General features: G+C 68.2%; 19 protein-coding genes and 2 pseudogenes. 15 read left to right on the plus strand and 6 right to left on the minus strand.

The genetic code is table 11. The features are described from left to right. The first annotated feature begins 63 nt into the window (after positions 1–63). On the plus strand, positions 64–1,119 hold the full coding sequence (locus P1K31_RS17700; RefSeq protein ID WP_276306638.1) for an isocitrate/isopropylmalate dehydrogenase family protein: 1,056 nt from the start codon (positions 64–66) through the stop codon (positions 1,117–1,119). A gap of 83 nt (positions 1,120–1,202) precedes the next feature. On the opposite strand, the gene P1K31_RS17705 is transcribed toward P1K31_RS17700, so the two are convergent. Further along, positions 1,203–1,640, minus strand: coding sequence for a universal stress protein (locus P1K31_RS17705; protein ID WP_276306639.1), 438 nt, complete (start codon positions 1,638–1,640; stop codon positions 1,203–1,205). Positions 1,641–2,010: 370 nt separating this feature from the next. On the opposite strand from P1K31_RS17705, the gene P1K31_RS17710 reads away from it, so the two are divergent. The 7 genes and pseudogenes from P1K31_RS17710 (at position 2,011) to P1K31_RS17740 (ending at position 9,109) form a co-directional block, all read left to right on the plus strand. Continuing rightward, positions 2,011–3,126, plus strand: a complete 1,116-nt coding sequence (locus tag P1K31_RS17710; protein WP_276306640.1) for a Bug family tripartite tricarboxylate transporter substrate binding protein — start codon at positions 2,011–2,013, stop codon at positions 3,124–3,126. Positions 3,127–3,186: 60 nt separating this feature from the next. After that, positions 3,187–3,810, plus strand: a complete 624-nt coding sequence (locus P1K31_RS17715) for a tripartite tricarboxylate transporter TctB family protein (RefSeq protein ID WP_276306641.1) — start codon at positions 3,187–3,189, stop codon at positions 3,808–3,810. Then, positions 3,811–5,313, plus strand: coding sequence for a tripartite tricarboxylate transporter permease (locus tag P1K31_RS17720; protein WP_276306642.1), 1,503 nt, complete (start codon positions 3,811–3,813; stop codon positions 5,311–5,313). It begins immediately after the preceding gene. Positions 5,314–5,433: 120 nt separating this feature from the next. Beyond that, positions 5,434–6,132 (plus strand): haloacid dehalogenase type II, encoded by a 699-nt coding sequence (locus P1K31_RS17725; protein WP_276306643.1) that lies wholly within the window; start codon positions 5,434–5,436, stop codon positions 6,130–6,132. A gap of 1,597 nt (positions 6,133–7,729) precedes the next feature. Further along, a pseudogene (locus P1K31_RS22115) lies at positions 7,730–7,942 on the plus strand (aminopeptidase P family N-terminal domain-containing protein); the annotation flags it as partial. A 27-nt stretch (positions 7,943–7,969) separates the two neighbouring features. Continuing rightward, positions 7,970–8,239 (plus strand): annotated as a pseudogene (locus P1K31_RS17735) (ectoine hydrolase DoeA); the annotation flags it as partial. A gap of 72 nt (positions 8,240–8,311) precedes the next feature. Beyond that, positions 8,312–9,109 carry an IclR family transcriptional regulator gene (locus P1K31_RS17740; RefSeq protein ID WP_276306644.1) on the plus strand — a complete coding sequence of 266 codons (798 nt, stop codon included), beginning with the start codon at positions 8,312–8,314 and terminating at the stop codon, positions 9,107–9,109. Between the two features lie 22 nt (positions 9,110–9,131). Here P1K31_RS17740 and P1K31_RS17745 read toward each other — a convergent pair whose 3' ends face one another. After that, on the minus strand, positions 9,132–10,793 hold the full coding sequence (locus P1K31_RS17745; protein WP_276306645.1) for an aldehyde ferredoxin oxidoreductase family protein: 1,662 nt from the start codon (positions 10,791–10,793) through the stop codon (positions 9,132–9,134). A 183-nt stretch (positions 10,794–10,976) separates the two neighbouring features. Between P1K31_RS17745 and P1K31_RS17750 the strand changes: the two genes are divergently transcribed. The 4 genes from P1K31_RS17750 (at position 10,977) to P1K31_RS17765 (ending at position 16,242) form a co-directional block, all read left to right on the plus strand. Beyond that, a complete protein-coding gene (locus tag P1K31_RS17750; RefSeq protein ID WP_276306646.1) occupies positions 10,977–12,356 on the plus strand; it encodes an aspartate aminotransferase family protein in 1,380 nt (459 codons plus the stop codon). A 131-nt stretch (positions 12,357–12,487) separates the two neighbouring features. Beyond that, positions 12,488–12,874, plus strand: a complete 387-nt coding sequence (locus P1K31_RS17755; protein WP_276306647.1) for a Rid family detoxifying hydrolase — start codon at positions 12,488–12,490, stop codon at positions 12,872–12,874. Positions 12,875–13,182: 308 nt separating this feature from the next. Further along, complete coding sequence (locus tag P1K31_RS17760; protein ID WP_276306648.1) at positions 13,183–14,829, plus strand: BCCT family transporter; 1,647 nt, start codon at positions 13,183–13,185, stop codon at positions 14,827–14,829. Positions 14,830–14,895: 66 nt separating this feature from the next. Then, positions 14,896–16,242 carry an aminotransferase class III-fold pyridoxal phosphate-dependent enzyme gene (locus P1K31_RS17765; protein ID WP_276306649.1) on the plus strand — a complete coding sequence of 449 codons (1,347 nt, stop codon included), beginning with the start codon at positions 14,896–14,898 and terminating at the stop codon, positions 16,240–16,242. 127 nt (positions 16,243–16,369) lie between these two features. On the opposite strand, the gene ilvA is transcribed toward P1K31_RS17765, so the two are convergent. Both ilvA and P1K31_RS17775 read right to left on the minus strand, forming a co-directional pair. Continuing rightward, complete coding sequence (gene ilvA, locus P1K31_RS17770) at positions 16,370–17,674, minus strand: threonine ammonia-lyase (protein ID WP_276306650.1); 1,305 nt, start codon at positions 17,672–17,674, stop codon at positions 16,370–16,372. Further along, complete coding sequence (locus P1K31_RS17775) at positions 17,671–18,951, minus strand: amidohydrolase (protein ID WP_276306651.1); 1,281 nt, start codon at positions 18,949–18,951, stop codon at positions 17,671–17,673. The genes ilvA and P1K31_RS17775 overlap by 4 nt, the downstream gene beginning before the upstream one ends. A gap of 116 nt (positions 18,952–19,067) precedes the next feature. Between P1K31_RS17775 and P1K31_RS17780 the strand changes: the two genes are divergently transcribed. Continuing rightward, a complete protein-coding gene (locus tag P1K31_RS17780; RefSeq protein ID WP_276306652.1) occupies positions 19,068–20,039 on the plus strand; it encodes a D-2-hydroxyacid dehydrogenase in 972 nt (323 codons plus the stop codon). 32 nt (positions 20,040–20,071) lie between these two features. Here P1K31_RS17780 and P1K31_RS17785 read toward each other — a convergent pair whose 3' ends face one another. Then, positions 20,072–21,250 carry a M24 family metallopeptidase gene (locus P1K31_RS17785; protein WP_276306653.1) on the minus strand — a complete coding sequence of 393 codons (1,179 nt, stop codon included), beginning with the start codon at positions 21,248–21,250 and terminating at the stop codon, positions 20,072–20,074. A 467-nt stretch (positions 21,251–21,717) separates the two neighbouring features. Here P1K31_RS17785 and P1K31_RS17790 point away from each other — a divergent pair, with 467 nt between their 5' ends. Further along, positions 21,718–23,052 carry a metallophosphoesterase gene (locus P1K31_RS17790; RefSeq protein WP_276306654.1) on the plus strand — a complete coding sequence of 445 codons (1,335 nt, stop codon included), beginning with the start codon at positions 21,718–21,720 and terminating at the stop codon, positions 23,050–23,052. Between the two features lie 440 nt (positions 23,053–23,492). Here P1K31_RS17790 and P1K31_RS17795 read toward each other — a convergent pair whose 3' ends face one another. Continuing rightward, positions 23,493–24,281, minus strand: a complete 789-nt coding sequence (locus P1K31_RS17795; protein ID WP_276306655.1) for a helix-turn-helix transcriptional regulator — start codon at positions 24,279–24,281, stop codon at positions 23,493–23,495. A gap of 220 nt (positions 24,282–24,501) precedes the next feature. On the opposite strand from P1K31_RS17795, the gene P1K31_RS17800 reads away from it, so the two are divergent. Further along, complete coding sequence (locus P1K31_RS17800) at positions 24,502–25,452, plus strand: DMT family transporter (protein WP_276306656.1); 951 nt, start codon at positions 24,502–24,504, stop codon at positions 25,450–25,452. Positions 25,453–25,465 lie beyond the last annotated feature (13 nt).

Genomic DNA, 25,465 nt, shown 5'->3' on the forward strand with positions numbered 1-25,465 from the left:
CCCGGGTCGGCAGTTGCTGACGCGATCCCAAGCCTTTACGCCCTCTCATCCGGTCTGATCGGTATGTCTCACCGGATAGCGACCATTCCCGGGGACGGTATCGGCCCTGAAGTCGTGGACGCGACCCTGCCGCTCTTCGAGACGGCGGCAGACGCCCGCGGCGTGGACGTCGAGTTCGTCCGCTACGACTGGGGGAGCCAGCGGTACCTGGAGGAGGGAACGATGATGCCCGACGACGCGCTCGACCACCTTGAGGACAGCGACGCCATCCTGCTGGGCGCCGTCGGCCATCCCGAGGTACCGGATCACGTCACGCTCCACGGTCTGCTGTTGCCGATCCGAAAGGGGTTCAATCAGCAGGTGTGTGAGCGCCCCGCTATCCTCTTCGACGGCGTCGAGAGCCCGCTCCGGGGCTACGAGGGCGGTGACATCGACTTCACCGTCTTCCGCGAGAACACCGAGGGCGAGTACGCAGACATCGGCGGGCGCGAGCACGTCGGCTTCGACCACGAGGTGGCCGTCCAGAGCGCGGTGTTCACGCGCGCGGGGACCGAGGCCATCCTCCGGGCGGCGTTCGAGGCCGCCGAGGAGCGCGAGGGGCACCTGACCAGCATCACCAAGTCGAACGCGCAGGCCTACAGTATGGTGTTCTGGGACGACGTGGTCGACGACGTGTCGGCCGACTACCCGGACGTGGAAGTCGAGAGCCTGCTGGTCGACGCGGCCAGCATGGATTTCATCCGGCGGCCGGAGACGTTCGACGTGGTAGTCGCCTCGAACCTCTTCGGCGACATCCTCACCGACATCGGCGCCATCGTGACGGGCAGCATGGGACTCGCACCCTCGGGGAACATCAACGTCGAGGGCGAGTACCCCTCGATGTTCGAACCGGTCCACGGGAGCGCCCCCGACATCGTTGGACGGGGCGTCGCGAACCCGCTCGCGACGGTGCTCTCCGGTGCGATGCTGTTCGAGGATGTCGGCGAGACGGCCGTCTCCGAGGCGCTCTGGGCGGCGGTCCGGGACCTCCTCGCCGACGAGGGGGCCCCGAGGACGCCCGATCTCGGCGGCGACTCGACGACGCTCGCCGTCGTCGAGGCACTCGAGACGCGTCTCTGATCGGTTCGCTGATAGCAGTCGCGAAAACGCTGACCAGGACGTCGTTCACCGTGCCTCCCGCCCGAGCCCCCGTGAGCGATCTCTCACTCGGTGCTCTCGGTCCCCACTATCACGATGGGCGTCTCGGCGGAGAGGATTACGGACTGGGCGACGCTCCCGAAGAGCGCCTTGCCGACCGCGGAGCGCTTTCTCCCCGCGACGACGACGTAGTCGGCGTCGACCCGATCCGCGTAGCTGACGATCTCCTCCGCGGGATCACCGACCAGCCCGACGGCCTCCGCGTCCGCGCCGGTCTCCTCGATCGCTTCGGCAGCGATCTCGGCGGCGATGGCCTCTATCTCGTCGACCGGAACCGCGGAGCCGGTCTCGCTGACGTTCGTCCGCTGGAGGGAGACGAATGCCTTCCTCGTGAGAACGTGAACCACGTGGACGGGTTCGTCGAACGCCCCCCCGAGGCGTCGTGCTTCGCCGACGACGACGCCTGCTCGGTCGGTCCGGTCAACCGCTGCAACGATTGGCATGATACTCGTTCTGTCCCGGACGATATAAATGAGGGGGCGTTCGTCCGCTCAGTCGAGGTCCACGACCCTGACCGCGGCGGCCGGCGTATGCCCCGATCGGACGCCGTCGGGGCACCGATCCGAAAGTGTATCAGGAACGTCACTACGTGGCGATACTGCCGATAGAAAGTTTTATAATAAATCTCTATAAACCACAGTCGAGACCAAGTGGCAAGGTAAGGGATACCCTGGTGCAGTATACGTATAGAGGGTCCGACCGTACGACGTCGACGCACGAACTGTCCGGCTCGGACGTCCGCTCGGTCCGACTCGATGCCACTCCAGGTCACAAGACTGACGAACGATCCGATCAGGAGAAAGAGACTCGAACATGTCCGACGACAATCAACGGAGACAGACAGACGGTACAGGTATCGGAAAGACGGTAAACAGGCGACGGTTCCTGCAGGCGACCGGCGTCACGTCCGTCGCCGCTCTCGCCGGGTGTCTCAGCGGTGACAACGACGGCGGCGGCGGTGGCGGTGGTGGCGGCGGCGGAAACGGTAGCGGGAACGGCGGCGGTTCGTGGCGTCCGTCCAAGGCGATGCGCTACATCGTCCCGTACGCCGAGGGCGGCGGCACCGACACCTACGCGCGCGGTATCGTCGAGGCCTTCACCGAGTCGCTCGGTCAGAACATCCAGATCGACAACATCCCCGGTGCGGGCGGCCTGAACGGGTTCGGACAGCTGATGCGTGCGCAACCCGACGGCCACACGATCCTCGGCTCCGCGACCCCCCTCGAAGTGGCCCCGCAACTGCTCGAGAATCCCGGGTTCGATCAGCGTGACTCGACGGGCGTCGGCACCTTCGGCGGGTCGGCCTGGACGCTCGTCGTCAACGAGCAGTACGAGGGCGAAGTCGAGACGCTCGAGGACGTCATCGAGAAGCACAACTCCGGCGAGTGGGAGAACATCGGCGTCCAGGCTCCCGGTAGCTCGCAGGACATCATCGTCCTCCTCGCGAAGTACGAACTCGACAGCTACGACTGGCAGTGGTCGAGTCGCGTTCGCTACAACGGGACGGGCCCGGTCGCGCAGGCCGTCGCGAGCGGCGAGGTCCCCTGTGGTATCGGGACGGACGCGGGCACCGCGTCGGTCGTCGAGACGGGCCGCATCTATCCGGCCACCACGTTCGTCAGCGACGGTAGCCCGGTATTTCCCGACGTCCCGTCGGTCACCGACCTGGGCTACGAGGAGATGGACTGGATCGGCGGTCTGACGCGCGGTATGTACGCGCCGCCGGAGACCCCCGAAGACATCCGGGCCGGCCTCTCGGACGCGCTGAAGCAGGCAGTCGAAAGCGACAAGGTCCAGAAGTGGTCCGAGGACACCGGGAACCCCGTCTGGCACGAGGGGCCCGAGGCGGCCACGGAGGTCATGGACGCGGCCTTCACCCAGTTCGAGGAGTTCCAGGTCGTCGACCTCGTCGAAGAGCACTCCGGGTAACCGACCGAGAAGCCGGACGGCCGAGAGTCGGCCGTCGTCACCAACCACATCTATACAACAATGGGAGAAAACGACAAAGGACGGCTCAGTGGCCTGACGGTCGAACACGCCATGCTCGTCGTCCTTCTAGCGGTGGGAATCGTCTTCTTCGTCGTACCGGTGCTGGAGGATTACCCGGAGAACGCGGCCATCTTCCCGCGGATGACCTCCGCGGTCGTCATCATCGGCGCAGTGCTGCTGTTGGCCCGGAACTACCTCCCTGGGCCGATCAAGACGTTCGTCGCGGAGAGCGTCAGCATCACCGAGATGGGCGGCGGGGAAGAGGGAATCGAAGAGGCGGAGGAAGCCGGGGAGACGGAAGCCGAAGAGGAGGGCGCGCCCGAAGACCGGACGCTCGGCGCGAAGTACGGCTACACCATCAACAATACGGTGTTCGTGACGGTCACGGCCGCCCTGTATCTCCTCCTCGGATATGCTATCGGGCTGTTCTACGTCACGCCGGTCTACGTGCTGCTCTACACGCTCTGGTTCCGGGTTCCCTGGTACATCGGGGTGATCCTCGCCGCGGCGTCGACGGCCGTCATCGTCGGCTTCATCGAGTTCCTCCTCCTGCCGTTCGATCGCGGAGAGATCATCGTCATCGGCGCGCAGTTGACCGTCACCGCGTTCACGGGGGTGGCGTAGATGCAGGCCGAAGCGCTCGACGCGTTCTTCCAGGGCCTGGAGACGGCGCTGACGCCCGACATCATCCTCTGGCTGATCGTCGGAATGCTGCTCGGGATGTTGCTCGGGGCACTCCCGGGAATCGGATCGCCGGTCGGCATGGCCATCGTCCTGCCGCTCACCCTCCCGCTCGACGCGACGTCGGCCATCGTCCTGCTCATCGCTATCTACAGCGGCGCGATGTTCGGGGGCAGTATCGCCGCCATCCTGCTCAACGCCCCGGGGACCGAATCGGCCGCGGCGACGACGCTCGACGGTTACCCGATGGCCCAGCAGGGGCTCGCGAAGAACGCCCTCGCCATCGCGACGACCGCGTCGGCGCTGAACGGCTTCGCGGGGGCGCTCATCCTCGTCGTCATCTCGCCGATCCTCATCGGTCTGGTGCTCCTGTTCGGATCGCCGGAGTACTTCCTGCTCGCGGTGCTCGGCCTCGCGCTCATCACCATCGTCACGGAGGGGTCCATCGTCAAGGGCCTGCTCGCGGGCGCGCTCGGGTTCATGATCTCGACCATCGGGGTCGCCAGCATGAGTCCACGTCCACGCTTTGCCTTCGGTCAACTCGGCCTCTACGAGGGGATCAGCTTCGTCGCCGCCCTCATCGGGATGTTCGCGTTCGCGGAGATGATGAAGCTGGCCGGCAAGAAGAGCATCGCCAGCGACGACGTCGAGATCTCCGGTAGCATCAAAGACGGCATCAAGGCGGTGTTCAAGTATCCGAAGACAACCATCAAGTCGGGGCTCATCGGCCTCGGCATCGGGATGGTCCCGGGGTCGGGCGCGACCACCTCGACGTTCGTCGCGTACGCCGAGGAGGCCCGCTCCTCCGCGAAGGACGGTCGGTTCGGTCAGGGCGACCCGCGCGGCGTCATCGCCCCCGAGGGGGCGAACAACCCGACGGTCAGCGGATCGCTCGTCCCGACGCTCTCGTTCGGTATCCCCGGTAGCGGATCGACCGCCGTCCTGCTCGGCGGTCTCCTCATGCACGGTCTCCAGCCGGGGCCGGGCCTCTTCGAGGCGCAGTTGAACGTCACATACACGTTCTTCATCACGCTGTTTCTGGGCAATATCCTCATCCTCCTGGTCGGCTACAGTCTCACCCCGTACCTGAGTCTCATCACGAAGCTCGACACGCACGTCATCATCCCCGTGGTCGTCGTACTCTCGTACGCCGGGGCGTACACGCTGAACCAGAACTGGTTCGACGTCGGCGCGGTGCTCGTCCTCGGCGTCCTCGGCTACTACATGGTCCAGTACAACTACTCGGTCATCGCGTTCGTGCTGGGTATCGTGCTGGGCCCGATCGCCGAGCAGAACTTCTTCAGATCGCTGCAGATCTCGCAGGGATCGTACAGCATCTTCGTCACCCAACCGCTCTCGCTCATGCTCGTGATCATGATCATGATCGTGCTGTTCGGCCCGTTCCTGAAGCCGTACTTCACCCGGGCGATCGACCGCGTCGGCTAGCCCGGCGGTCAGCTTTCTGCTCGTTCGCCCGCACGTTCGCCGCCGCTTCTCGCCGATCCACGGAGCGAGGTGTCGCTTTCCGAACAGCAGACCTATGGGACGGTCGCTCGTACTACCGGCATGGATCCGGAACTGGTCACGACGGTGACCGTCGACTCGTACTCGACGCTGGTGGACATCGACTCGCAGGAACCCGCGCTGAACGAGTACGTGGACGACATCGAGGACGCGGCGAGCGTGTCGCAACTCTGGCGCAGCCAGTACCTCCAGTACTCGATGATCGCGAACGACATCGACGCGTACCGGCCGTTCTGGGACCTCATCGGTCAGGGCCTCCGCTACGCGCTCGAAGCCCACGGTCACGACGTCCCCGAGGGCGTCCGAGACGACATTCGCCGCACCGTCTACGAGGAGCGACTCGCCGTCTTCGAGGACGTGACCGACGGCATCGGCCGGCTCACGGACGCCGGATACGAGGTGTACGTCCTCTCGAACGGTACCCCCGAGATGCTCGCTCACCTGATCGAGGCGGCGGACCTGGAGGAGGTCGTCACCGACGCGATCAGCGCCGACGAAGTCGAGACGTACAAGCCCGACGCGGCCATCTATCACCACGCCGCGGACCGAACGGGAACCCCCATCGGGGAGATCTTGCATGCCTCCGGCGGGACGATGCGCGACGTCTGGGGGGCGAAGCACGCGGGAATGCAGACGGCGTGGGTCTCACGTCCGGATCGCTACCTCCCGACGGAGTCGCTCGGTCCGGCCCCCGACCTCGTCGTCGAGGACTTCCACGACCTCGCGGATCGACTGTTGTAAGCCTCGACGGGCAGTCGACCGGTCCCCGGTCTCGCCTTAGCGGAGCCGCTACGACTCACCGCGAGCGCTCGAACCTCGTGACCGACGCGCACTCGTCCCCTCGGACGCGGATCTCCTCCCCGAAAGATCGCCCGCTGCGAGCGTTCAGGATCGAACGCTCGCAGCGGCGGTCTCTCCGATCGGACCCGGGTTGCGTGGACCGGGCGTCGCCGCACGGCGGGGCGTTCGCCGTCGGTTCGCTGGCTCCGAGATGCTCCAACGCCGGTTCTACGCTCTCACCGAGGCGGTCCGTGAACGGCTCGGTCACGGTGCTCGGCGGCCTGCTGACTCCCCTGCCCGACACGACTAGACACCACCTGAGTTCACGCTCGGTTGAGTCACTGGTGGTCGCCCCAACCCCGATCCGGGGATCCCGCATATGATACAAAAATAATTACTCAAATTCGTTCTGAATCGGTAGGATGCTACGCCGGTCGCTCGTCGAGGGACTCTGCACTGGCGTGTCGGTACTGGACTCGCGGAGGTCGGAAAACCACTTTCGATGCCGACTAAACGAGAGGGCAGAGGACGGTGAATACGCCCGATCTACGGCACTCCCGTCCGTTCGAGAGGTCGACGCTCGTGCACCGTGCGGGAACCGTACGTCGGGAGGTCCGACGGAAACTACCGCCGCCCCAACCGACTCGTCGCTGAACTGGTCGTCTCTCGGCTGCGAACGTAATTCCACCGGTGCTTGCTGCGATACAACGTAAAAGCGTGGGCGTACATGGGAAACGAACCCGTGACTCGATCGATCCCGAGCCCAGTCCCTATGGTCACGTAATCCCCCGCGGTTCGGCCTGTTCCGGCGAACGAGCGCCGTATCGCCGTCGTTCCGGAATTCGACGCCCGTCCACCGGGGATCACGATGGGGTCCGCGAACTCCCCCGTCGGAACTCGCCAAAGACGAGTAGATAATTTTAATCTGTAGCTGCGCCCCCGCCCCCTTAATGTGATGGTCAGTAGCACGGACAGTAATAACACCTGTATCGCTGTTACTCCCGGTCGGCCGGACGCCGCCGATGAGCCGGACCAGGATCAGCGCCCCCGCACGGCTACGACCTACCACGAGGGGCGTCACGCTCGAGACGGCCCACCCTACCCTCCCGGTGACGGGGCAGACCACGACGGGAACGGTGAGAAGTGCGTCGATCGGGCACCGGTAAGCCGAACGTCGCCGTCGGAGACACTGCGATCCGCGGACCGCTCCAACGCCCGCCACTATTTAATCGTTCGTCTCTCAGGAACCGGTAGCGGAGTCGGTTCGAGAGCGGGCGGATCGACCGTCGAGCGGTGGGTACCTCGCTCGGTCCCCGCCTTCCGTTCCCGAGCGCCGAACGAGCACCCGGGGGAGGACCGTACGTACCGTCGCTCGCCCCGCAGAGAGCGGGACGCTTCGGGCGATCGAGGCCGAATCGCGTCGTCGACCAGCGTCGCTGACGAGCGTAGTATATAAACGTCCGGCCTTCGAGAATGATTAAGAACCGCACTGCGGCCGGGCGTCGAGTGCGAGGCCCAAAGCGGATTCCCGGGCGAAATCGCGGACGCGCCGGGCAGGATCCATCGGGGCCCGCGCGGAGGTGGTGGTACGGGTCAGCTAGTCAGGCGACCGTTCGACGACGCGGAGTACCGCGAGCGACTCCGGGAGACGCAGCGACGCGTGACGGAGCGCGGTCTCGACGTCCTCCTCGTCACCCATCCGGCGAACGTCTACTACCTGTCGGGGTACGACGCGTACTCCTTCGACACGCCCCAGGTCCTGATCGTCACGCCGGACTCCGCGCAGCCGATCGACGTGTGGCGCGAGCAGATCGAGGGGACGCACGTCGAGAAGGAGTCGCGTATCGGCTACTCCACGGGTATCGGATACCCGCCGACGTGGATCGAACGGACGGCGAACATCCGTCCCGGCGACGAGACGATCCTCGAGGAGAACATGGTGTTCCACCCGCTCGCCGGCGTCTGGTTCGACGACTACGGCATCGAGATCAGCGAGTCGTTCCGCGTCATCGGTGACGGCGCGGAGACGTTCGCGGCCTTCCCGCGCGAACTCGTCGTGAAGTCGTGAACGTCGCGACGGATCGACGACGTCCACCACCCGAGAGATACTGATTTAGGGTCGGCTCCCGGAGTACGGCGCATGGTAGCAAACGACCCGTCGCCGGGGCTCAGGACGACCGCCATCTCGCTCCAGCTCGTCGACCACATCCTCGAACTCGAAGGTGCCAGCCTGGCCGAGCTCGCGGAGGTCTCCGGGTTCGCGAAGAGCACCGTCCACAGCCACCTCGCCACGCTCGCGGCGTACGGCTACGTCGTCAACGAGGACAACCGCTACCACCTCGGCGCGAAGTTCTGCCACCTCGGCGACTACGTGCGGACGCGAAAGGAGTACTACCGCATCGCCCAGGAGGCCGTCTCGCGGCTCGCCGCGGAGTCGCCCCTCGACGCCGACTTCGCCGTCGAGGAGCACGGTCGCGTCGTCTCGCTGTACGGCAACCTCGACTTCGCGAACTCCCCGCGGTTCCTGATCGACGGGAGTCCCTTCCACGTCCACACGACCGCGTCCGGGAAGGCCATCATCGCCCAGTACGACGAGGAGCGCGTCCGGGAGATCGTGGACCGCTGGGGGCTGCCGGCCGCGACCGAGCGCTCGATCACCACGCGGGCCGAACTGTTCGCCGAACTGGAACGGGTCCGCGAGCAGGGGTACGCGGAGAACCGGGAGGAGGCCATCGGCGGGCTGTGGGCGGTCGGGAAAGCCGTGACGTCGCCCCGCGGGGAGGTGTACGGGTCGCTCAACCTCAGCGGCCCGGCGTACGCGGTCGACGACGAGACGAAGGCGGCACAGGTCGAACTGCTCGAACGGGCGGCCGAATCGTTCGAGCGCGAGATCAGGGAGATGTACCGAGCGCCGTCGCCGGCCGACGAGGAGGCGTGAACCGCCTCGGTCGGTCAGTCGATCAGGCCGGAACGGCCTCCTCCGGGACCACGCCCGCCTCCGTCCACCCCCGGATGTCGTAGTACTCGGAGAGCGCCGCCTCGAACCCCTCGATCTCGTAGGGGAGCGTGTCGTCCGCCCGGTCGAACCCGCGTCGGTTGTTGAAGTGCCGCTCGAGGGTGACGATTCGGCTCCCGACCGCGAGGAGGTCCTCGAAGTCGTCGCCGAACAGCGCCTCGTAGCGCTCGGGCGTCATGTAATCCCTGGAGAACTTGCAGACGATGCCGCTGTCGTTGAGCGCCATCAGGTCCTCCTTCTCCACGAGTCGCCGGGGCTTGCCCTCGAGTCCGATCGGGTCCATCGCGTCCGACTCGTCGACGAGCGGGTACTCCTGGGCGTAGAACGTGGCGTACATGTGGTCCGTCCCCCGGTTCGCCACCGCGTAGGAGAGCCCCTGGCCGTGGAGGACGCGCCCCTCGTGGGCGGCGAAGTCGAGCCCCTTCACGGTCCAGTTCTCCACGCCGAGGTCGTCGTGACAGCGGTCGATACCCTCGGCGAGCGTGTCGCCGACCCCCTCGCGGCGGGCGATCTTCCCGACGAGGTCGTGTATCAGGTCCGCGTTGCCGAACTCGTCCTCGGCCGCCAGGTACGCGGCGATCGTGTTCCCCGCCGAGATGGCGTCGAGCCCGTACCGGTCGCACAGCTCGTTGGACTGCATCACCTCGACGACGTCGTCGACGCCGGCGTTCGACCCGAAGGCCATCGCGACCTCGAACTCCGGCCCCTCGGTCTCGACGCCCGTCCCCTCGTCGCGCGTGGGGAGCTTGCACGCGAACGCGCAGGCCGAACACGTGCCCTTCCTGTACTTCTTCCGCTCGACGGCGCTGCCGTTGATGCCCTCGACGCCCGCGAACTGCCGCTCCGTGAAGTAGTAGGAGGGCAGCCCGTTCACCTCGTTCGCGAGGTCCATCACCGCGACCGTCCCCTGGCGCTTCATGACGTGGTCGTCGGTGGCGGCCTCGCGGTGGACGTCCATCCCCGTCGCCGGGAGCTCGACCTCCGGGGCGGAGTCGCCGCCGAAGGTGAGCGCCTTCACGTTCTTCGAGCCGAGGACCGCGCCGAGGCCGCCGCGGCCGAACGCCCGCTCCCCGCTGGTCATGATCGAGGCGAACCGCACGTGGTTCTCGCCGGCCGGGCCGACGACGGCGGTCTGATCCGCGCCGATACCGCGCTCGGCGTCGAGATAGGCGAGGGTCTCGGGGACGGTCGCGCCCGCGAGGTCGGGTACCGGTTCGAACTCGACGCCCTCGTCGGTGACGTGGACGACGACGAGTTCGTCGCTCGCGCCGACGAGTTCGACCGCGGCGTACCCCGCGTCGGCGAAGTTCCGCGAGAGGAACCCGCCGGCGTTCGAGGAGAGCAGGCCGTCGGTCAGCGGCGAGACGCCCGTACAGGACGTCCGCCCGGTGAAGCTCATGTTCGAGGCCTGCATCGGCCCCGTCGCGAAGTAGAGGCGGTTCTCCGGTCCGAAAGGGTCGGCGTCGAAGGGGACGCGGTCGTGTGCGAGCTTCGTCCCGACGCCACGACCGCTGACGTACGACTCGAGCACGTCGTCTATCGCCTCGGTTCGCGCCTCCCGCGAGCCCACGTCGATCGCGAGCAGTCGTCGGCGTGTGCGTACCATCGGCGTGAGCGTCGTCCGCGCACCGTGAAATCGGTTACGGTCGTCCGAACGTACACGCATGAATCGTCGCGCGGACGTCGACTCCGGCCGCGGTACGTCACCTCGAGCGTCGCCCACGAATGTGTACGTCTTCCACGGGAAGCGTAGACAACTTATTTACGACTGTTCCTCATGGTCTCGGATATGGCCGCAGGCCCATCGATACACGAACTCCACTACGACGACGCGCCGAGCGTTGACGCGGTTCCTGGCCCGGAGTCCCGGGCGCTCCTGGAGGAACAGCGGCGGGTCGACAGCAGCGCGGTCGCGTATCCCGAGGACCTCCCGATCGCGTTCCAAGAGGGCAAAGGCGCGACGGTCCGCGACGTCGACGGTAACACGTTCATCGACATGTTCGCCGGCATCGGCGTGCTGAACGTCGGCCACGCGAACCCCTACGTGCTGGAGGCGGTCCACGCGCAGGCGGACAAGCTGGTTCACACGGTAGACTTCCCGAGCGAGGCCCGCCTCGAACTCATCGAGGCGCTCGACGGGATCGCCCCCGGCGACCTGCGGGGGAACAACCGGGTCGTCTTCGGCGGGCCGACCGGGAGCGACGCCGTCGAGGCGTCGATCAAACTCGCCAAGTATAACACGGGCGGGACCGGCCTCATCGCCTTCCGCGGCGCGTACCACGGCGCGACCAGCGGGGCGATGAGCCTCACCGGCAACAGGGGGTTCAAGGGTCGCTACGCGCCCCTGCTCTCGGACGTGGTTCACGCCCCCTACCCGAACCCGATCGAGATGGACAAGGGGCCACGGGAGGCGGTCGATCACGCCCTCGAGGAGGTGCAGGCGATCCTCGAGGACCCGTACGGCGGCCTGGCGAACCCGGCCGGCATCTTCGTCGAGCCCATCCAGGGCGAGGGGGGCGTCGTCGTCCCCCCCGAGGGGTTCCTCCGTGGACTGCGCGACCTCGCGGACGACAACGACGTCCCGCTCGTCTTCGACGAGATCCAGAGCGGCCTGGGTCGCTCCGGGCGGTGGTGGGCCTGCGAGTGGTACGACGTCACGCCCGACGTGATGACGTCCGCGAAGGCGCTGGGCGGGATCGGCTTTCCCCTCTCCGCGACGATCTACCGCGAGGACCTCGACACGTGGGGTGCCGGCGACCACGCCGGCACCTACCGCGGCCACGTCGTCGCGATGCGCGCCGGCACCCGCGCCATCGAGTACGTCCGGGAACACGACCTCCTGGCGCACGCCCGCGAGGTCGGGTCGTACGTCCGGACGCGCCTCGAGGAGGCCGCCGAGGGGACCCCGCGCGTCGTCGACGTGCGGGGGAGGGGCCTGTTCGTCGGCGCGGAGTTCGTCGACGCCGACGGGGCCCCGGACGACGGCGCGGCCGACGCCGTCCAGGACTACTGCTTCGAACGCGGCGTCCTCGTCTGGAAGGCGGGTCGGCACGGGAACGTCCTCAGACTGCTCCCGCCGCTCGTGCTCACCCAGGAACTGGCCGAGGCGGCGATGGACGTCGTGGTCGACGCCGTAGAGTCCGTCACGGCGGGGAGACGGCGGCGCTGAACGGGCCCGGTCCCACCCCACCCCTCGTACCGACTGAAACGATCGCGTCGACGGAACTCGCCGCACCAGCACGCGGATCAGAATCGACCGAAGAACGGCATCGACCGGGCACGCCGATCCATCCACGACACATGTCCACGCAGCGAATTACCACCGACGAGGCACCGCGCAACGACAACCCCTACTCCCAGGGCGTCAGGGCCGGCGACGCGCTGTACGTCTCCGGGTTCGGCCCCGTCGATCCCGAGACGGGAACCGACGTCGAGGGCGACGTCCGGGCGCAGACCGAGCGGGTGCTCGACAACGTCGCCGCCGTCGTCTCCGAGGCGGGCGGCGACGGCCTCGACGACGTCGTCAAGGTGACGGTCTACCTCGCGGACCTCGACGACTACGACCGGGTCAACGAGGCCTACGGCGCGGCGTTCGCGGGCGATCCGCCCGCTCGCGCGTGCGTCGAGGTGTCGCGCCTGCCGGACGACGTCCGCGTCGAGATGGACGCCGTCGCGTACCTCGGGTAGGTCGGAACCGGTCGCGGAGACGGATCTTCGAGCGACCGGCCTTCGTTTCGGCCGAATCGTGGCACACAGATACCGTGTTCGTCGGTTCCAGCGACCGTAATATTTAACTGCCTCTTCAGTCATACCCATGACGTGCGATACAGAATAGCATACCGGGGGTCAACAGGGGACGGACTCATGCATTTCGACTTCGATCCACGCGGCGAACGAGACGGAGTACAGTACGCAGATCGGCAAGACGTCGAACGGGCCGAACGGGTCGGGGGGTCCGAGCGGTCGGACCCCCGTTCAGGGGGAGGTGGTGACGGATGAGCGCGTCAGACGACCCGGGGCCGGTCGGCCGCTTCCGCGAGGAACTCGACCCGGTGGTGTTCCTCTTCGGCGCGACCCTGACGGTCGGCCTGATCGCGCTGTACTTCATCAGCCCGGGTACCGTCCAGAACGGCATCGGCATCGCCAACGACGTGATGAACCAGTACCTCAACTGGGCGCTGTTGCTGATCGTCTTCCTCGTCGTCCTCTTCCTCCTGTACCTGATCGTCGGCCCCTGGGGTAACGTCACGCTCGGCGACGAACCGCCGGAGTACAGCTTCCTGTCGTTCTTCGCGATGCTGTACTCGGCCGGCTTCGCCGCGGGCGTCGTCTTCTGGGGACCGACCGAGGCGCTGTTCTACTACGACACCCCGTCGCCGCTGTTCGACGTGTCGGCCGGGTCGCCGGAGGCGATGGTGATCGCGGTCCAGCAGACGCTGTTCCACTGGGCGCTCCCGCAGCTCGCGGTCTTCACGATCATGGGTATCGCTATCGGCTACTTCGCCTACAACTACGAGCACATCCCGCTCCGGGTCTCCTCGGCGCTCGCGCCGATCCTCGGCAAGGACAACCTCGACGGCGTCGCGGCGAAGGTCGTCGACGTGATCGCCGTCTTCGCGACCATCGGCGGCGTGGCGACGTCGCTGGGCTTCATCGGGAGCCAGTTCATCACCGGGCTCGACTATCAGTGGGGCATCGACCTCGGGGACACCGGCGTCATCCTCGTCGTGACGGCGATGACGCTGCTGTTCACGCTTTCGATGGTGCTCGGCGTCGACAGGGGCATCCGTCGGCTCTCGAACTTCAACATGATCCTGTTCGTGGTCATGACGGTGGCGACGTTCATCGTCGGTCCGTCGGTGTTTCTCGTGCTGCTCGGGACTCAGGCGGTCGGCGGAATGATCACCGACTTCGTCTCGATGAGCCTCTTCACCGGTGCCGGCGCGATGGGCGCGGGGAACCCCGCGGCCACGGAGTGGATGAACTCCTGGACCGTCTTCTACTGGGCGTGGGCGCTCTCGTGGTCGCCGTTCGCGGGCCTGTTCATCGCGCGCATCTCGAAGGGTCGAACCGTCCGCGAGGTCGCGTTTACCGGCATCATCGCCACGTCGGCGGCGACCATCCCCTGGTTCACCGTCGTCGGCGGATCGGCCGTCTGGGCCCAACACAACGGCATCGCGGACCTGCTCGGCCCGATCAACACGCACGGGGAGGCCGTCGCGGGCTACGCGCTGTTCGAGGCGTTCCCGTTCGGCTCGGTGTTCATGATCGCGTTCATGCTGCTGGTAACCACGTTCTTCATCACGTCGGCCGACTCCTCGACGCTCGCGGTGTCGATGATGACGACCGGCGGGAAGGCCAGCCCCTCGAACATCAACCGGATCTTCTGGGGCGTCGTCCTCGGGATGTTCGCCGCGATCCTGATGACGCTCGGCGGCGTCAACGCGCTCCAGTCGGCCGTCATCATCACGGGTGCGCCCTTCGCGTTCGTCTGCTTCGTCGCGCTGCTCGGGCTCGTCAGGGAGTTCAGCTCGAACCACGGCCGCGTGTTGCTCCAGGACCGGACGACGATCGTCGGGTCGCCGAACGACGCCGACCAGACGCCGACGCACAAGAAGCCCGCGAGCCCCGACGACGACTGACGGCGGCTCCGGGCGTCGGTCGCCCCGACACCAAGGTTTAATTGACGGTGTCTACATTCTCCGTGCATGGACCGGGACAGCGTAGCCCCCGACACGGGGGCCCTACCGGGGCCGAACGCGCGGAAGTGGATCGAGTTCCACAGCGAACACGCCGCCCCGAGCGAGTACTCCCACGAGTTCGTCTGGGACGTCACCGCGGAGGCGGACGGACCGTTCGTCACCGACGTCGACGGAAACGTCCTCCTCGACTTCACGTGTCACATCGGTGCCGCGCCGCTCGGCTACAACAACGAGAAGATCGTCTCCAAACTGCGGGCGTTCGACCTCGTCGAGCCGATGAAGGTCGCTGGGCAGGACGTGTACTTCGGCGCGGGGGCGGACCCGGAGACGGCGGCGTTTCCCGGCTCTAGCCACCTGATGGAGCGCCTGGTCGACGTCTCCGACCATTACGGGATGGACACCGTCTTCCTCTCTAACTCCGGTGCGGAGGCCGTCGAGAACGCGATGAAGATCGCCCACGATCACCGGCCCGCGGCCAAGTACGCCTTCGCGTTCGAGGGGAGCTTCCACGGCCGCACCCTCGGCACCCTCTCGCTCACCAACTCGAAGGAGGTGTACACGCGCCACTACCCGGAGATCGCCGGGGTCAAGACGCTGCCGTTCTGCGACTGCGCCGGCGACTGCGAGTGCGGGTTCGCCCGCGACGGCGGTTCGACGTTCCGCGACGCGCTCGCGCCCGAGGGCGGCCACGTCAACCCCGAGGAGGTCGCGTTCGTGATCGTCGAGCCGATCCAGGGCGTCGGCGGCTACCGGTTCCCGAACCGGGAGTTCGCGGCCGAGGTCGGCGACGTCTGTGCGACGTACGACATCCCGCTGGTCGTCGACGAGATCCAGTCGGGCGTCGGCCGCACCGGGGAGATGTGGGCCGCAGACCACTTCCCGATCGACCCCGACGTCATCGCCAGCGCCAAGGGGCTGCGCGTCGGCGCGACGATCTCGCGCGCCGAGATCTTCCCCTCGGAGAGGAACCGCCTCGGATCGACGTTCGGCGGCGGCGACCTCCTCGCCTCGATGCAGGGGGCGTTCACGCTCGAGGCGATCGAGGAGCACGACCTCCTCGACAACGCGACCGAGCGGGGCCGGCAGGCGACCGAACTCCTCCGCGACGACGCTCCCGACGGCGTCGTCGACGTGCGCGGACTGGGGCTGATGCTCGCCGTCGAGCTGGACGCGCCCGAGCGTCGCGACGCCGTCGTCGAGGCGGCGCTCTCCCGCGGGTTACTCACCCTCGGCTGCGGGGAGAAGACGATCCGCCTGCTCCCACCGCTCGACGCGACCGAACGCGAGATCGAGATGGGCGTCGGCATCCTCCGCGAGGCGATAGAGGCGGTCGCGGCGACGTCCACCACCTGAGATCGTCGCTCGCGCGGTGTCCGACGACGCGCACGCCCCGGTTTCGCCGACCGGTGCTCCGGACCCGTCCCTCTTTCCCCGCCAACGGATCGAGTTCGTCGAGCGCCGGGGGAGCGTCGACGTCCGATCAGTCGAGACCCTCGACGCGCTCGACGTTCAGGCCGTGCTCGACGACGGTGACCCCGTCGAGGTCGTCGAGCGCCGCGAGCACGTCCCCGAGGTGGGCGGGACCGCTCCCCTCGACGCCGATCCGAACCGGCGTGCGGTTAGGGTCGTCGGCCGCGCCCGGTCGCGCGCGTTCGAGGGCGTCGAGTTCCGCACCGCACCCCTCGACGGTCCGCGCCACGTCGCCGAGGGCGGTCGGCCACCCCGCGAGTCCGAGGCGCGCCTCGACGTAGCGGCCGAGTCCCGACAACCCGGTTCGAGCGAGTTCGGCGTGGTCGGTGAGGTTCGCGTTCCCGCCGGAGACGACGGCCGCGACCCGCTCGCCCTCGACGTCGACCGCGCCCGAGAGGAGCGCGGCGACGGGTGCCGCGCCGGCCGCTTCCGCGACGGTCTTCGCCCGCTCGGCGAGCAGCGTCGTGGCGACCGCGAGGTCGACGTCGCTCACCGTCACGACGTCGTCGACGCGCTCTCGCATCACGGCGAACGTCTTCCCCAGCAGCCGGACGTCCGCGATCCCCTCGGCGACGGTGTCGACCTCGGAGAGCACGCGGATCTCGTCGCGGTCGAGCGACGGCTTCGCGTGGGCGGCCCCCTCGGGCTGGACGCCCACGACGCGGACGTCGGGGTCGCGGGCCTTCAGCGCCGTCGCGATCCCGGAGACGAGCCCGCCGCCGCCGACGGAGACGAGGACGGTGTCGAGGCCCGGAGCCTGTTCGACGAGTTCGAGGCCGACCGTCCCCTGCCCGGCGATGACGCCCTCGTCGTCGAACGGGTGGACGAACTCCCGATCCTCCTCCTCGGCGAGGTCGAGGGCGTGCTCGTAGGAGCGCTCGTAGTCCGCCCCCTCGACGACGACCCTCGCGCCGTACCCCCGCGTGGCCTCGATCTTCGCCGCCGGCGTCACCTCGGGGACGACGACGGTGGCGTCGACGTCGAGCGCCCGCCCGGCGAGCGCGACGCCCTGCGCGTGGTTGCCGGCGCTGGCGGCGACGACCCCGCGCTCGCGGACCGCCGGGGGGAGCTGGGCCATCGCGTTGTACGCGCCGCGGATCTTGAACGAGCCGGTGCGCTGTGTGTTCTCCAGTTTGAGGTGGACCGCGTCGGCGCCGCTGCGCTCTGCGAACGTGGTCGACCCGTCGAGGGGCGTCCGGTGGACGACGCCCTCGAGGCGGTCGCGGGCGGCCTCGACGTCGGCGACGGTGACGACCTCGTCCGCCGCCGGGATCGCGTCCGCGGTCGCGTCGTCGGGCTCCGACGACGGGCTCACGGTGGGTCCTCCGCGACGGCGAGGATCGAACCGGCGAGCACCTCGACGCCGGTCTCCAGGCTGCGCTCGTCCACGTCGAACGTCGGCGTGTGGTGGCTCGTGGGGTGGTCGGTGCCGACGACGAGGTAGGACGCGAGCCCGCCCGCCTCCTGGACGCGCCGCATGAGGAAGGTAGCGTCCTCGCTCGCGCCGAAGTCAGCGGTGGGGACGACGGCGTCCACGCCGTCCACGCCGCGGGCGACGTCGGCCACGACGTCGACGAGTTCGGGGTCGCTGTCGGCGCGCGGGCTCTCGCTCACGACCTCGACGTCGGCCGCGCAGCCGTGCATCTCCGCGGCGGTCTCGAACGTCCGCCGGAGGCGATCCTTCGCGTACTCCATGAGCTCGGTCGTCTCGCCGCGCGCCTCGGCGACGGCCTCGACGCGCTCAGCGACGACGTTGCTCGCGGTGCCGCCCTCGACCCGCCCGACGTTCACGCGGGTCATCCCGTCCGCGTGGCGGGGGATGCCGTAGGCGTTCTGGATGGCGGTGCCGAGCGCCTGGATCGCGTTGTCGCCGTCCTGGGGGGCCTTCCCGGCGTGGGCCGCCGTGCCGCGGATCGTCGCGTCGACGTGGCACATCGCCAGCGGGCGCTCGATGCCGGCGACGACCTCGCCGGTCGGGTGATCGAGGCCGACGTGGGCGGCCAACAGGTAGTCGAGGTCGGCGGCATACCCGCTCTCCGCCATCGGGTAGCCGCCGCCCGACACCTCCTCGGCGGGCTGGAAGAACACTACGAGTCGCCCGGCGAAGCCGCGCTCCTCGATCGCTTCGAGCGCGGCGAGCCCCCAGGTCATGTGGACGTCGTGTCCGCAGGCGTGCATCGTCTCGCCGGTCTCCGAGCGGAACCCCTCGGCGGTCGGCGCGTGGTCCCCGTCCGCGGCCTCCTCGACGTAGAGCCCGTCGATGTCGACCCGGAGGCCGACCGTCGGCCCCTCACCCCGGTCGAGGACGGCCACGACGCCGGTGTTTCCGCCGGCCATCCGTTCGAGGAGGCCGGGATCCGCGCCGCGGTCCCGCGCGCGGTCGAACCACTCGTCGAGTTCGTCCGCCGCCGGGACGGCCATCCGGTCGTCGGGGTCGTACGCCTCCGCGCCGACGGCGATCTCGTCGACGTCGAGGTCCTCCAGTTCCTCGACGAGCCGGGCGGTCGTGTAGAACTCGCACCAGCCGGGCTCGGGGTACCGGTGGAGGTCGCGTCGCAGGTCGCTCAGTCGCCCGCGTATCGACTCTGCCATGCGCGACAGTGACACGGTCCACCCACTTAACTGCAGACGGTTTCCGCGTCTGTCGGACACGCGAAAGGACTAAGGTCCGAACTCGCGACCGTACGATCGCGAACGAGGGCATCCACATGACCGAGACACCGGACGTCGTCGTCCTCCGCGAGGGGACCGAAGGGCTGTCGATGGAATCGTACGCAGAGAAGCTGCGCGAGCGCCTCCCCGACCGGACGGTCGCGCTCGCCCGGACGCCGAGGCGGGAGCGCGAACTCGTCCCGGAGGCCCGGGTCGTCACGGGCATCACCGTCGACGACGACCTGCTCGACCGCGCCGAGCGCCTCGAACTGTTCGCCTGCACGTTCGCCGGCACCGACCACGTTCCGATGGACGCCCTCGCCGAACGCGGGGTGGCCGTCACCAACGCCGGCGGCATCCACGCCCCGGGCATCGCCGAGCAGGCCATCGGCAACATGCTCGTGTTCGCCCGTCGGCTCCACGAGGGGTGGCGTCGCAAGGAGCGCGCGGAGTGGCGGCACTTCCAGTCGCGCGAGTTCACCGACAGCACGGTCACGGTCGTCGGGCTGGGGTCCATCGGCCGCGCGCTCGTACAGCGCCTCCGGGGGTTCGAGGTGGGGACGATCGGCGTCCGCTACACCCCCTCGAAGGGCGGTCCGACCGACGAGGTCGTGGGCTTCGACGACGACGCGATCCACGATTCCCTCTCGCGCAGCGAGTACGTCGTCCTCGCCTGCCCGCTCACCGACGCGACGCGAGGGCTGATCGGCGAGGCCGAACTGGCGACGATGCGGACCGACGCGGTGCTCGTCAACGTCGCCCGCGGCGGCCTCGTCGACACCGACGCGCTCGTGGCCGCGCTGCGCTCGAACGGGATCCGGGGGGCCGCGCTCGACGTGACCGACCCCGAACCGCTCCCCGCCGACCACCCCCTCTGGACCCTCGAGAACTGCCTCATCACGCCGCACACGGGGGGGCACACGCCGAGACACTGGGACCGGCTCGCCGACATCGTCGCGCGGAACGTCGAGCGACTCGACGCCGGGGCGGAGCTGGTAAACCTGGTGTACGCCCCGGGATCGCGCTGACGACCGCCGATCCCCGCAGACGCCAACGGCGATCAGACGCTGAACAACCGCCGGGGGAAGTCGGCGAGCGGTTCGGCACCGTTCGACGTGACGCGGAACGTCTCGCTCAACTCCACCCCGAAGTCCTCGAACCACAGCCCCGGGATGGTGTGGAACGTCATGTCCTCCTCGAGGACCGTCTCGTCGCCGGGGCGGAGGCTCGCGGTGTGCTCGCCCCAGTCCGGCGGATAGCCCAGCCCCACGGAGTAGCCGATGCGATCTCCCTTCTCGATGCCGTACTTCGCCACGGTGTCCCGCCAGGCGCGCTCGACGGCCTCGCAGGTGACCCCGGGTTCCACCGCGTCGAGCGCCGCCTCCATCCCCTCGACGACGATCTCGGCCGTCTCCTCGACCGCCGCCGGCGGATCGCCGACGAACGCAGTCCGGGCGAGGGGGGAGTGGTACCGGTGCCGACAGCCCGCCAGTTCGAGGATGACGGGATCGCCGTCCTCGAACCGGCGGTCGGTCCAGGTGAGGTGGGGCGTGCCGGTGTGGTCGCCCGAGGGCATGAGCGGGACGATCGCGGGGTAGTCGCCGCCGTACTCGCCGGTCCCGTCGACGAGCGCGGCGTAGACGGCCTCGGCGACCTCGTACTCGGGGACGCCCTCCGCGACGGCGTCGAGGCCGGCCCGCATCGCGTTCTCGGAGATGCGGGCGGCCTGACGCATGTACTCGAGTTCCCGCTCTGTCTTCGTCGCGCGCACCCAGTTGACCAGCAGCGTCGCGTCCTCTAACTCGGCCTCCGGGAGGGTCTCCCGCAGGCGCGTGTATGACTTCGCCGTGAAGTAGTAGGCGTCCATCTCCAGCCCGATCCGGCCGTCGTCGACGCCGAGGTCAGCGAGCACCCCGGCGAAGAAGTCCATCGGGTGGAGGTCGCGGGGCGAGTGGACGTGGTCGTCGCTGTACGCCAGGATGTCCTCGTCGGCGAGGCTGGTCGTCGCCCGCGCCCCGTTGGCGTCCATGTCCCGACCGATCCACACCGGCCCGTCACGATCTCGGGTGATCACGACGCCCTGATGGACGTAGAACGACCAGCCGTCGTATCCGGTGAGGTAGTTCATGTTCGCCGGATCGCTCACGACGATCGCGTCCAGGTCGGCCTCGGCCATCCGCTCCCTGGTCCGGGCTATCCGCCGCTCGTACTCGTCGCCGTCGAAGACCGCTCGGGACATAGTGGTGTCGTATCATGGGTTCGCGAAGGTGTCGCAAAAGCTTTTCGCGTGCGTCGAAAGCCGAACCCTCACGCGGTGTGGCCGACGCGCGTCCCGGTCGGACCGCGCGCCGTCCGTAGAGGGGGCGCGCGACGCTGGTCGGCGACTTCGCTGCTCGCCCGCGACGGCAGTCGTTGACTCGAACCCTCCGAGACGTGCGTCTCCATCAAAAATAATTACTCGAGACGTGAGAGCGTATGTGTGGAACTGCCGCGTTCGCGATGGTGGTCACGTCGTCTACTGGAGCGCGGTACGCCACGCGCTCACCGACCTCGGGAAGACGACCGATGAAGCGCTCGGAGACGTCGCCGAGACGTGCCGGAGGCGTGGTCGAAACGGCGGAGACGGAGGGGAACGAGGGGGGCGGGACGAGCACGCACCCCGACGAAGAACAAGGCCTTTAGCGATGGGTCCGACAGTGTGATCCGATGGTCGGCAACGCCGACGATCGCGTCTACTACGTGATCAGCGACCTCCACATCGGCGGCGACGAGCAACTGGAGGAGGTCGAGTTCCTCGACGAGTTGCTCGGCTTCCTCGAGCGCCTGGAGCGGACCGACGAGGACGCCGAACTGGTGATCAACGGCGACGCCTTCGGCCTCTGGGAGTTCACCGCCGTCGAGGGGACCGAGAAGTTCGACGTCCTCGAGGAGACGTACCCGGAGCTGTTCGAACAGTTGCGCGCGACCGGCGAGAACGTCCCCGTCACGCTGTTGCCGGGGAATCACGACCACGAACTCGCCGCCTACGAGGAGTACGTCGAGCGCTTCGACGAATACAACGTCGAGCTCGTCCAGACGGAGTCGATGGTTCGACCGGTCGGCGACTACGCGATCCACTTCGAACACGGCCACCAGCGGGACCCCAACAATCGGATCGAGAACTGGGGAGACCCCGACGCGACGCCGCTCGGTTACTACTACAACACGCTCGTGACCAGCCGGGCGGGACAACTCTCCCACCGGGGTCGGTACAACTGGCTGAAGGACGTCCAGGCGGTCACGCCGACCGAGCGGATGCCGGTCTGGCTGTTCTCGAAGTACTTCTACCGCGAGATGAACCCGCTCCTGCGGTACGCCCTGGTCCCGTTCCTGCTCCTGTTCAACGTCAGCGCCGCCCTCGCGGTGTTCGCGGGGCTCGATCTGATCGGCGTCTGGTCGATACCCGTCGAGTGGATCACCGCGTTCCTCGGTCGGTTCGGCGCCGCGGGGACGGTGATCTGGTTCCTCCTCTGGATCAACGTGGCGGTCGCCGGACTGCTGTTGCTCGTGGGAATACCGCTGCACTTCCTGCGTCGAGACATCAGGAAGACGATCGACCGCTTCGGCGTCTTCGAGACCGAACTCACCGTCGACGCCGAGGCACCCTACGAGGAGGCCGCCCGCGAGGTCTTCGACGAGCGCCCGGAGACGGCGGTCTTCTGCTACGGCCACACCCACCGCCCGTCGGTGCAGGCGGTCGGGGAGGGGCTGGTAGTGAACAGCGGAACGTGGCTCAAGCGCCTCCACCGCCGCGACGGCGTCATCGGCCTCCTGCCGCCGGTCTTCTACCCGTCCTATCAGCTGTGCGCCGTCCGCATCGCCGCGGGATCCGAGGGCGTGGTCGTCCGGTACGAGGCGATCGAGAAACCCAGCCCGGGGACGGAGGAGCTGACCCTCACCGAGCGCCTCCTCACGCTGGGTCGGAGACCGGACCCGGAGCTACCCGACCGGGCGGTCGCCCAGGGCGAGCTGACTGTCTCGGCCCCCGAGGCGGCCGAGTGAGCGGCCTGGGGTACCTACGTCCGCCCCCGAGGGCGGGGCTTCCACCGTGAGGGAGACGACCCCGCGTTATCACCGACGTTCACTCCAGCGATCTCCGTCGAGCGGCGTCTGACCCGCTTTTACCCCCCTCGACGATCGACCCGCCGACTCGTCGACGAGTTCGTTCTCCGCCGAGTAGACGGCGGCGCGAGAGACGATCTCGATCAACTAGTTCGGGAAGTTACTTCTAATATCAAATGGCCCGATTAGTCTCGACCGTTCGACTGCCCCGTTCTCCGAGTCGGGATCGCGAGCGATTCCCCATCCGTCACGATCGGAGGTGGTTCCGTTAGCCCGCATTCGCGGTACGGTTCGGCGACGGCGTCCGTCGTTCGTGACCGATCGCCGTGTCCCCCGGTCACTGCTCGACCCGGGCGGCGACGATCGACGGAGCGACCGAGCTACAGCGTCCCGAGGTCGAGCGGCGTGGCGGTTCGCCAGTACCGCTCGAACGATTCCTCCGCCCACGAACGGACGGTCGCGTCGTCGGTGTCGATCGACGCCCGCAGGACGCCGCTCCCGTCCCGCAGAAAGAGGTGGACGCTCCCGTCGGCGACCGTCGCCGCGAGTGGGATCTCCTCGTCCGTGATACGGATCTCCGCACCCTCGGACGTCAGCAGGTCCCGCAGTCGCCGCCGCAGTTGATCGTCGTCGGCGAGCGCGTCGATCGCGCTCGCGGAGAAGACGCCCCTGAACCGCTGCTCGCCCGTCGCGGTCCGCTCCCGGACGACGTCGAGGCTCTGCTCGTTGAACGCGTACGAGAAGATCGACACCTCCGCCGCGTCGCGGAGGAGATCGAGCGCCCGCGTGACCGGCGCGTTCGGCCGCACCTGGCTCGGAACGGTGATCGTCGCCGCCGAGAGGTGTCTGAGGTCGAAGGTCAGGGCGTCGGTCGGTAGCCACCGGACGATCGTGCGCAGCCGCCGTTCGGTCTCCATGATTTCGATCAGGTCGCCGAACCCCGTCGCGACCAGCCGACCGGTCGCCGTGACGGCGTACTCGCCCCCCTCGCGGACGACCCACGCTCGGTCCTCGAAATCGCCGAGGATCCGGCCGAGCGTCGGTTGCGACGCGCCGGTCAGCTCGACGAGCTCGCGCCGGGTGCGCGGCCGCTCGGCGAGGAGCGCGAGCACGTCGACGCGGTTCCGCGAGAGCGCGAGGAACTCGATCTCCTCCAGCGTCGATTCCATAGCGGTAGCTCACACTCCTGTAACATATCGGTTTCGCACCGTGAAATAATTTCATAGCCTGAACTCCCGTTCCCCCCGCGGACCGACTTTCCTGTCGCGAAATGATTTCTGAATTATTGTATAAACCTCGCCCGTCTACTCCGACGCACGTGATGATCTCGAACGCTACTCGAACTCCCGTATCGGCAGTCGGTGCGGATCTACTCGGCGGAGGGACGCGGTGACCGGAGGGGGCCGCTCGCTCGCCTTCTTCGCCCTGGCGAGCGTCCTCTTCGGCGGAACGTTCGTCGCGGCGAAGGCCGGACTCGGCTACTTTCCCCCGTTGCTGTTCGTCGCGCTCCGATTCGACGTCGCGGCCGTCGCGCTGCTCGCGTACGTCGCCGCCACGTCGTCGCGCGAGGAGTTGCTCCCGCGGACGGTGCACGACGTGATCGGGGTGCTCGCGACCGGCGTCCTCGCGATCGGCCTCGCCAACGCGCTCCTCTTCGTCGGCCAGCAGCACGTGACGAGCGGCGTCGGGTCGATCATATTCAGCCTCAACCCGATCCTGACGCCGGTCTTCGCGGCCGTGCTGCTCGCCGACGAGCGGCTCTCGGCTCGGGGGGCGCTCGGGCTGTTGGTCGGGTTGCTCGGCGTCGCGCTCGTCGTGCAGCCAGATCCCGCTAACCTGCTCGGCGGCGGCGCTGTCGGGAAGGGTATCATGTTCGCGGGGGCGGTCAGCGGCGCGCTCGGGAGCGTCCTCATCCGCTGGGCTGACACGTCCCTCTCGAGTACCGTCCGCACGGCGTGGGCGCTCCCCGTCAGCGCCCTCCTCTCGCACGGCTTCAGCGTCGCCGCCGGCGAGTCGGCGGCGGCGATCGCGTGGACCCCCGCGGCGGTGCTGGCGCTCGGCTACGTCGGAATCCTCGCCGGGGCGGTCGCCTACATCGCCTACTTCGGCCTACTCGACGAGGTCGGCGCGATCCGCGGGAACCTCGTCTTCTACGTGGTTCCCGTCGTCGCCACTCTCGGCGGTTCGGCGCTCCTCGGGGAGTCCGTGTCGACGCTCTCCCTCGTCGGTTTCGCGACGATATTCGCCGGGTTCGCCGTCCTCGGCGGCGATCGACTCGCCGCCGGAGCGCGGCGGGTTCGCGCCGCGGTCGCGACCCGGACCGCGAGCGACGCCGTCTGATTCGGCTCGCCCG

The sequence above is a fragment of the Halomarina halobia genome (genome assembly GCF_029338575.1).
GTDB lineage: Archaea > Halobacteriota > Halobacteria > Halobacteriales > Haloarculaceae > Halomarina > Halomarina halobia.

Coding starts and splice junctions, on each gene's coding strand:
- P1K31_RS17720 (WP_276306642.1), top strand. CDS start 3,811: ATGCAGGCCGAAGCGCTCGACGCGTTCTTCCAGGGCCTGGAGACGGCG.
- P1K31_RS17705 (WP_276306639.1), bottom strand. CDS start 1,640: ATGCCAATCGTTGCAGCGGTTGACCGGACCGACCGAGCAGGCGTCGTC.
- P1K31_RS17780 (WP_276306652.1), top strand. CDS start 19,068: ATGACCGAGACACCGGACGTCGTCGTCCTCCGCGAGGGGACCGAAGGG.
- P1K31_RS17745 (WP_276306645.1), bottom strand. CDS start 10,793: ATGGTACGCACACGCCGACGACTGCTCGCGATCGACGTGGGCTCGCGG.
- P1K31_RS17725 (WP_276306643.1), top strand. CDS start 5,434: ATGGATCCGGAACTGGTCACGACGGTGACCGTCGACTCGTACTCGACG.
- P1K31_RS17760 (WP_276306648.1), top strand. CDS start 13,183: ATGAGCGCGTCAGACGACCCGGGGCCGGTCGGCCGCTTCCGCGAGGAA.
- P1K31_RS17795 (WP_276306655.1), bottom strand. CDS start 24,281: ATGGAATCGACGCTGGAGGAGATCGAGTTCCTCGCGCTCTCGCGGAAC.
- P1K31_RS17755 (WP_276306647.1), top strand. CDS start 12,488: ATGTCCACGCAGCGAATTACCACCGACGAGGCACCGCGCAACGACAAC.
- P1K31_RS17740 (WP_276306644.1), top strand. CDS start 8,312: ATGGTAGCAAACGACCCGTCGCCGGGGCTCAGGACGACCGCCATCTCG.
- P1K31_RS17775 (WP_276306651.1), bottom strand. CDS start 18,951: ATGGCAGAGTCGATACGCGGGCGACTGAGCGACCTGCGACGCGACCTC.
- P1K31_RS17750 (WP_276306646.1), top strand. CDS start 10,977: ATGGCCGCAGGCCCATCGATACACGAACTCCACTACGACGACGCGCCG.
- P1K31_RS17785 (WP_276306653.1), bottom strand. CDS start 21,250: ATGTCCCGAGCGGTCTTCGACGGCGACGAGTACGAGCGGCGGATAGCC.
- P1K31_RS17790 (WP_276306654.1), top strand. CDS start 21,718: ATGGTCGGCAACGCCGACGATCGCGTCTACTACGTGATCAGCGACCTC.
- P1K31_RS17710 (WP_276306640.1), top strand. CDS start 2,011: ATGTCCGACGACAATCAACGGAGACAGACAGACGGTACAGGTATCGGA.
- P1K31_RS17700 (WP_276306638.1), top strand. CDS start 64: ATGTCTCACCGGATAGCGACCATTCCCGGGGACGGTATCGGCCCTGAA.
- P1K31_RS17715 (WP_276306641.1), top strand. CDS start 3,187: ATGGGAGAAAACGACAAAGGACGGCTCAGTGGCCTGACGGTCGAACAC.
- P1K31_RS17765 (WP_276306649.1), top strand. CDS start 14,896: ATGGACCGGGACAGCGTAGCCCCCGACACGGGGGCCCTACCGGGGCCG.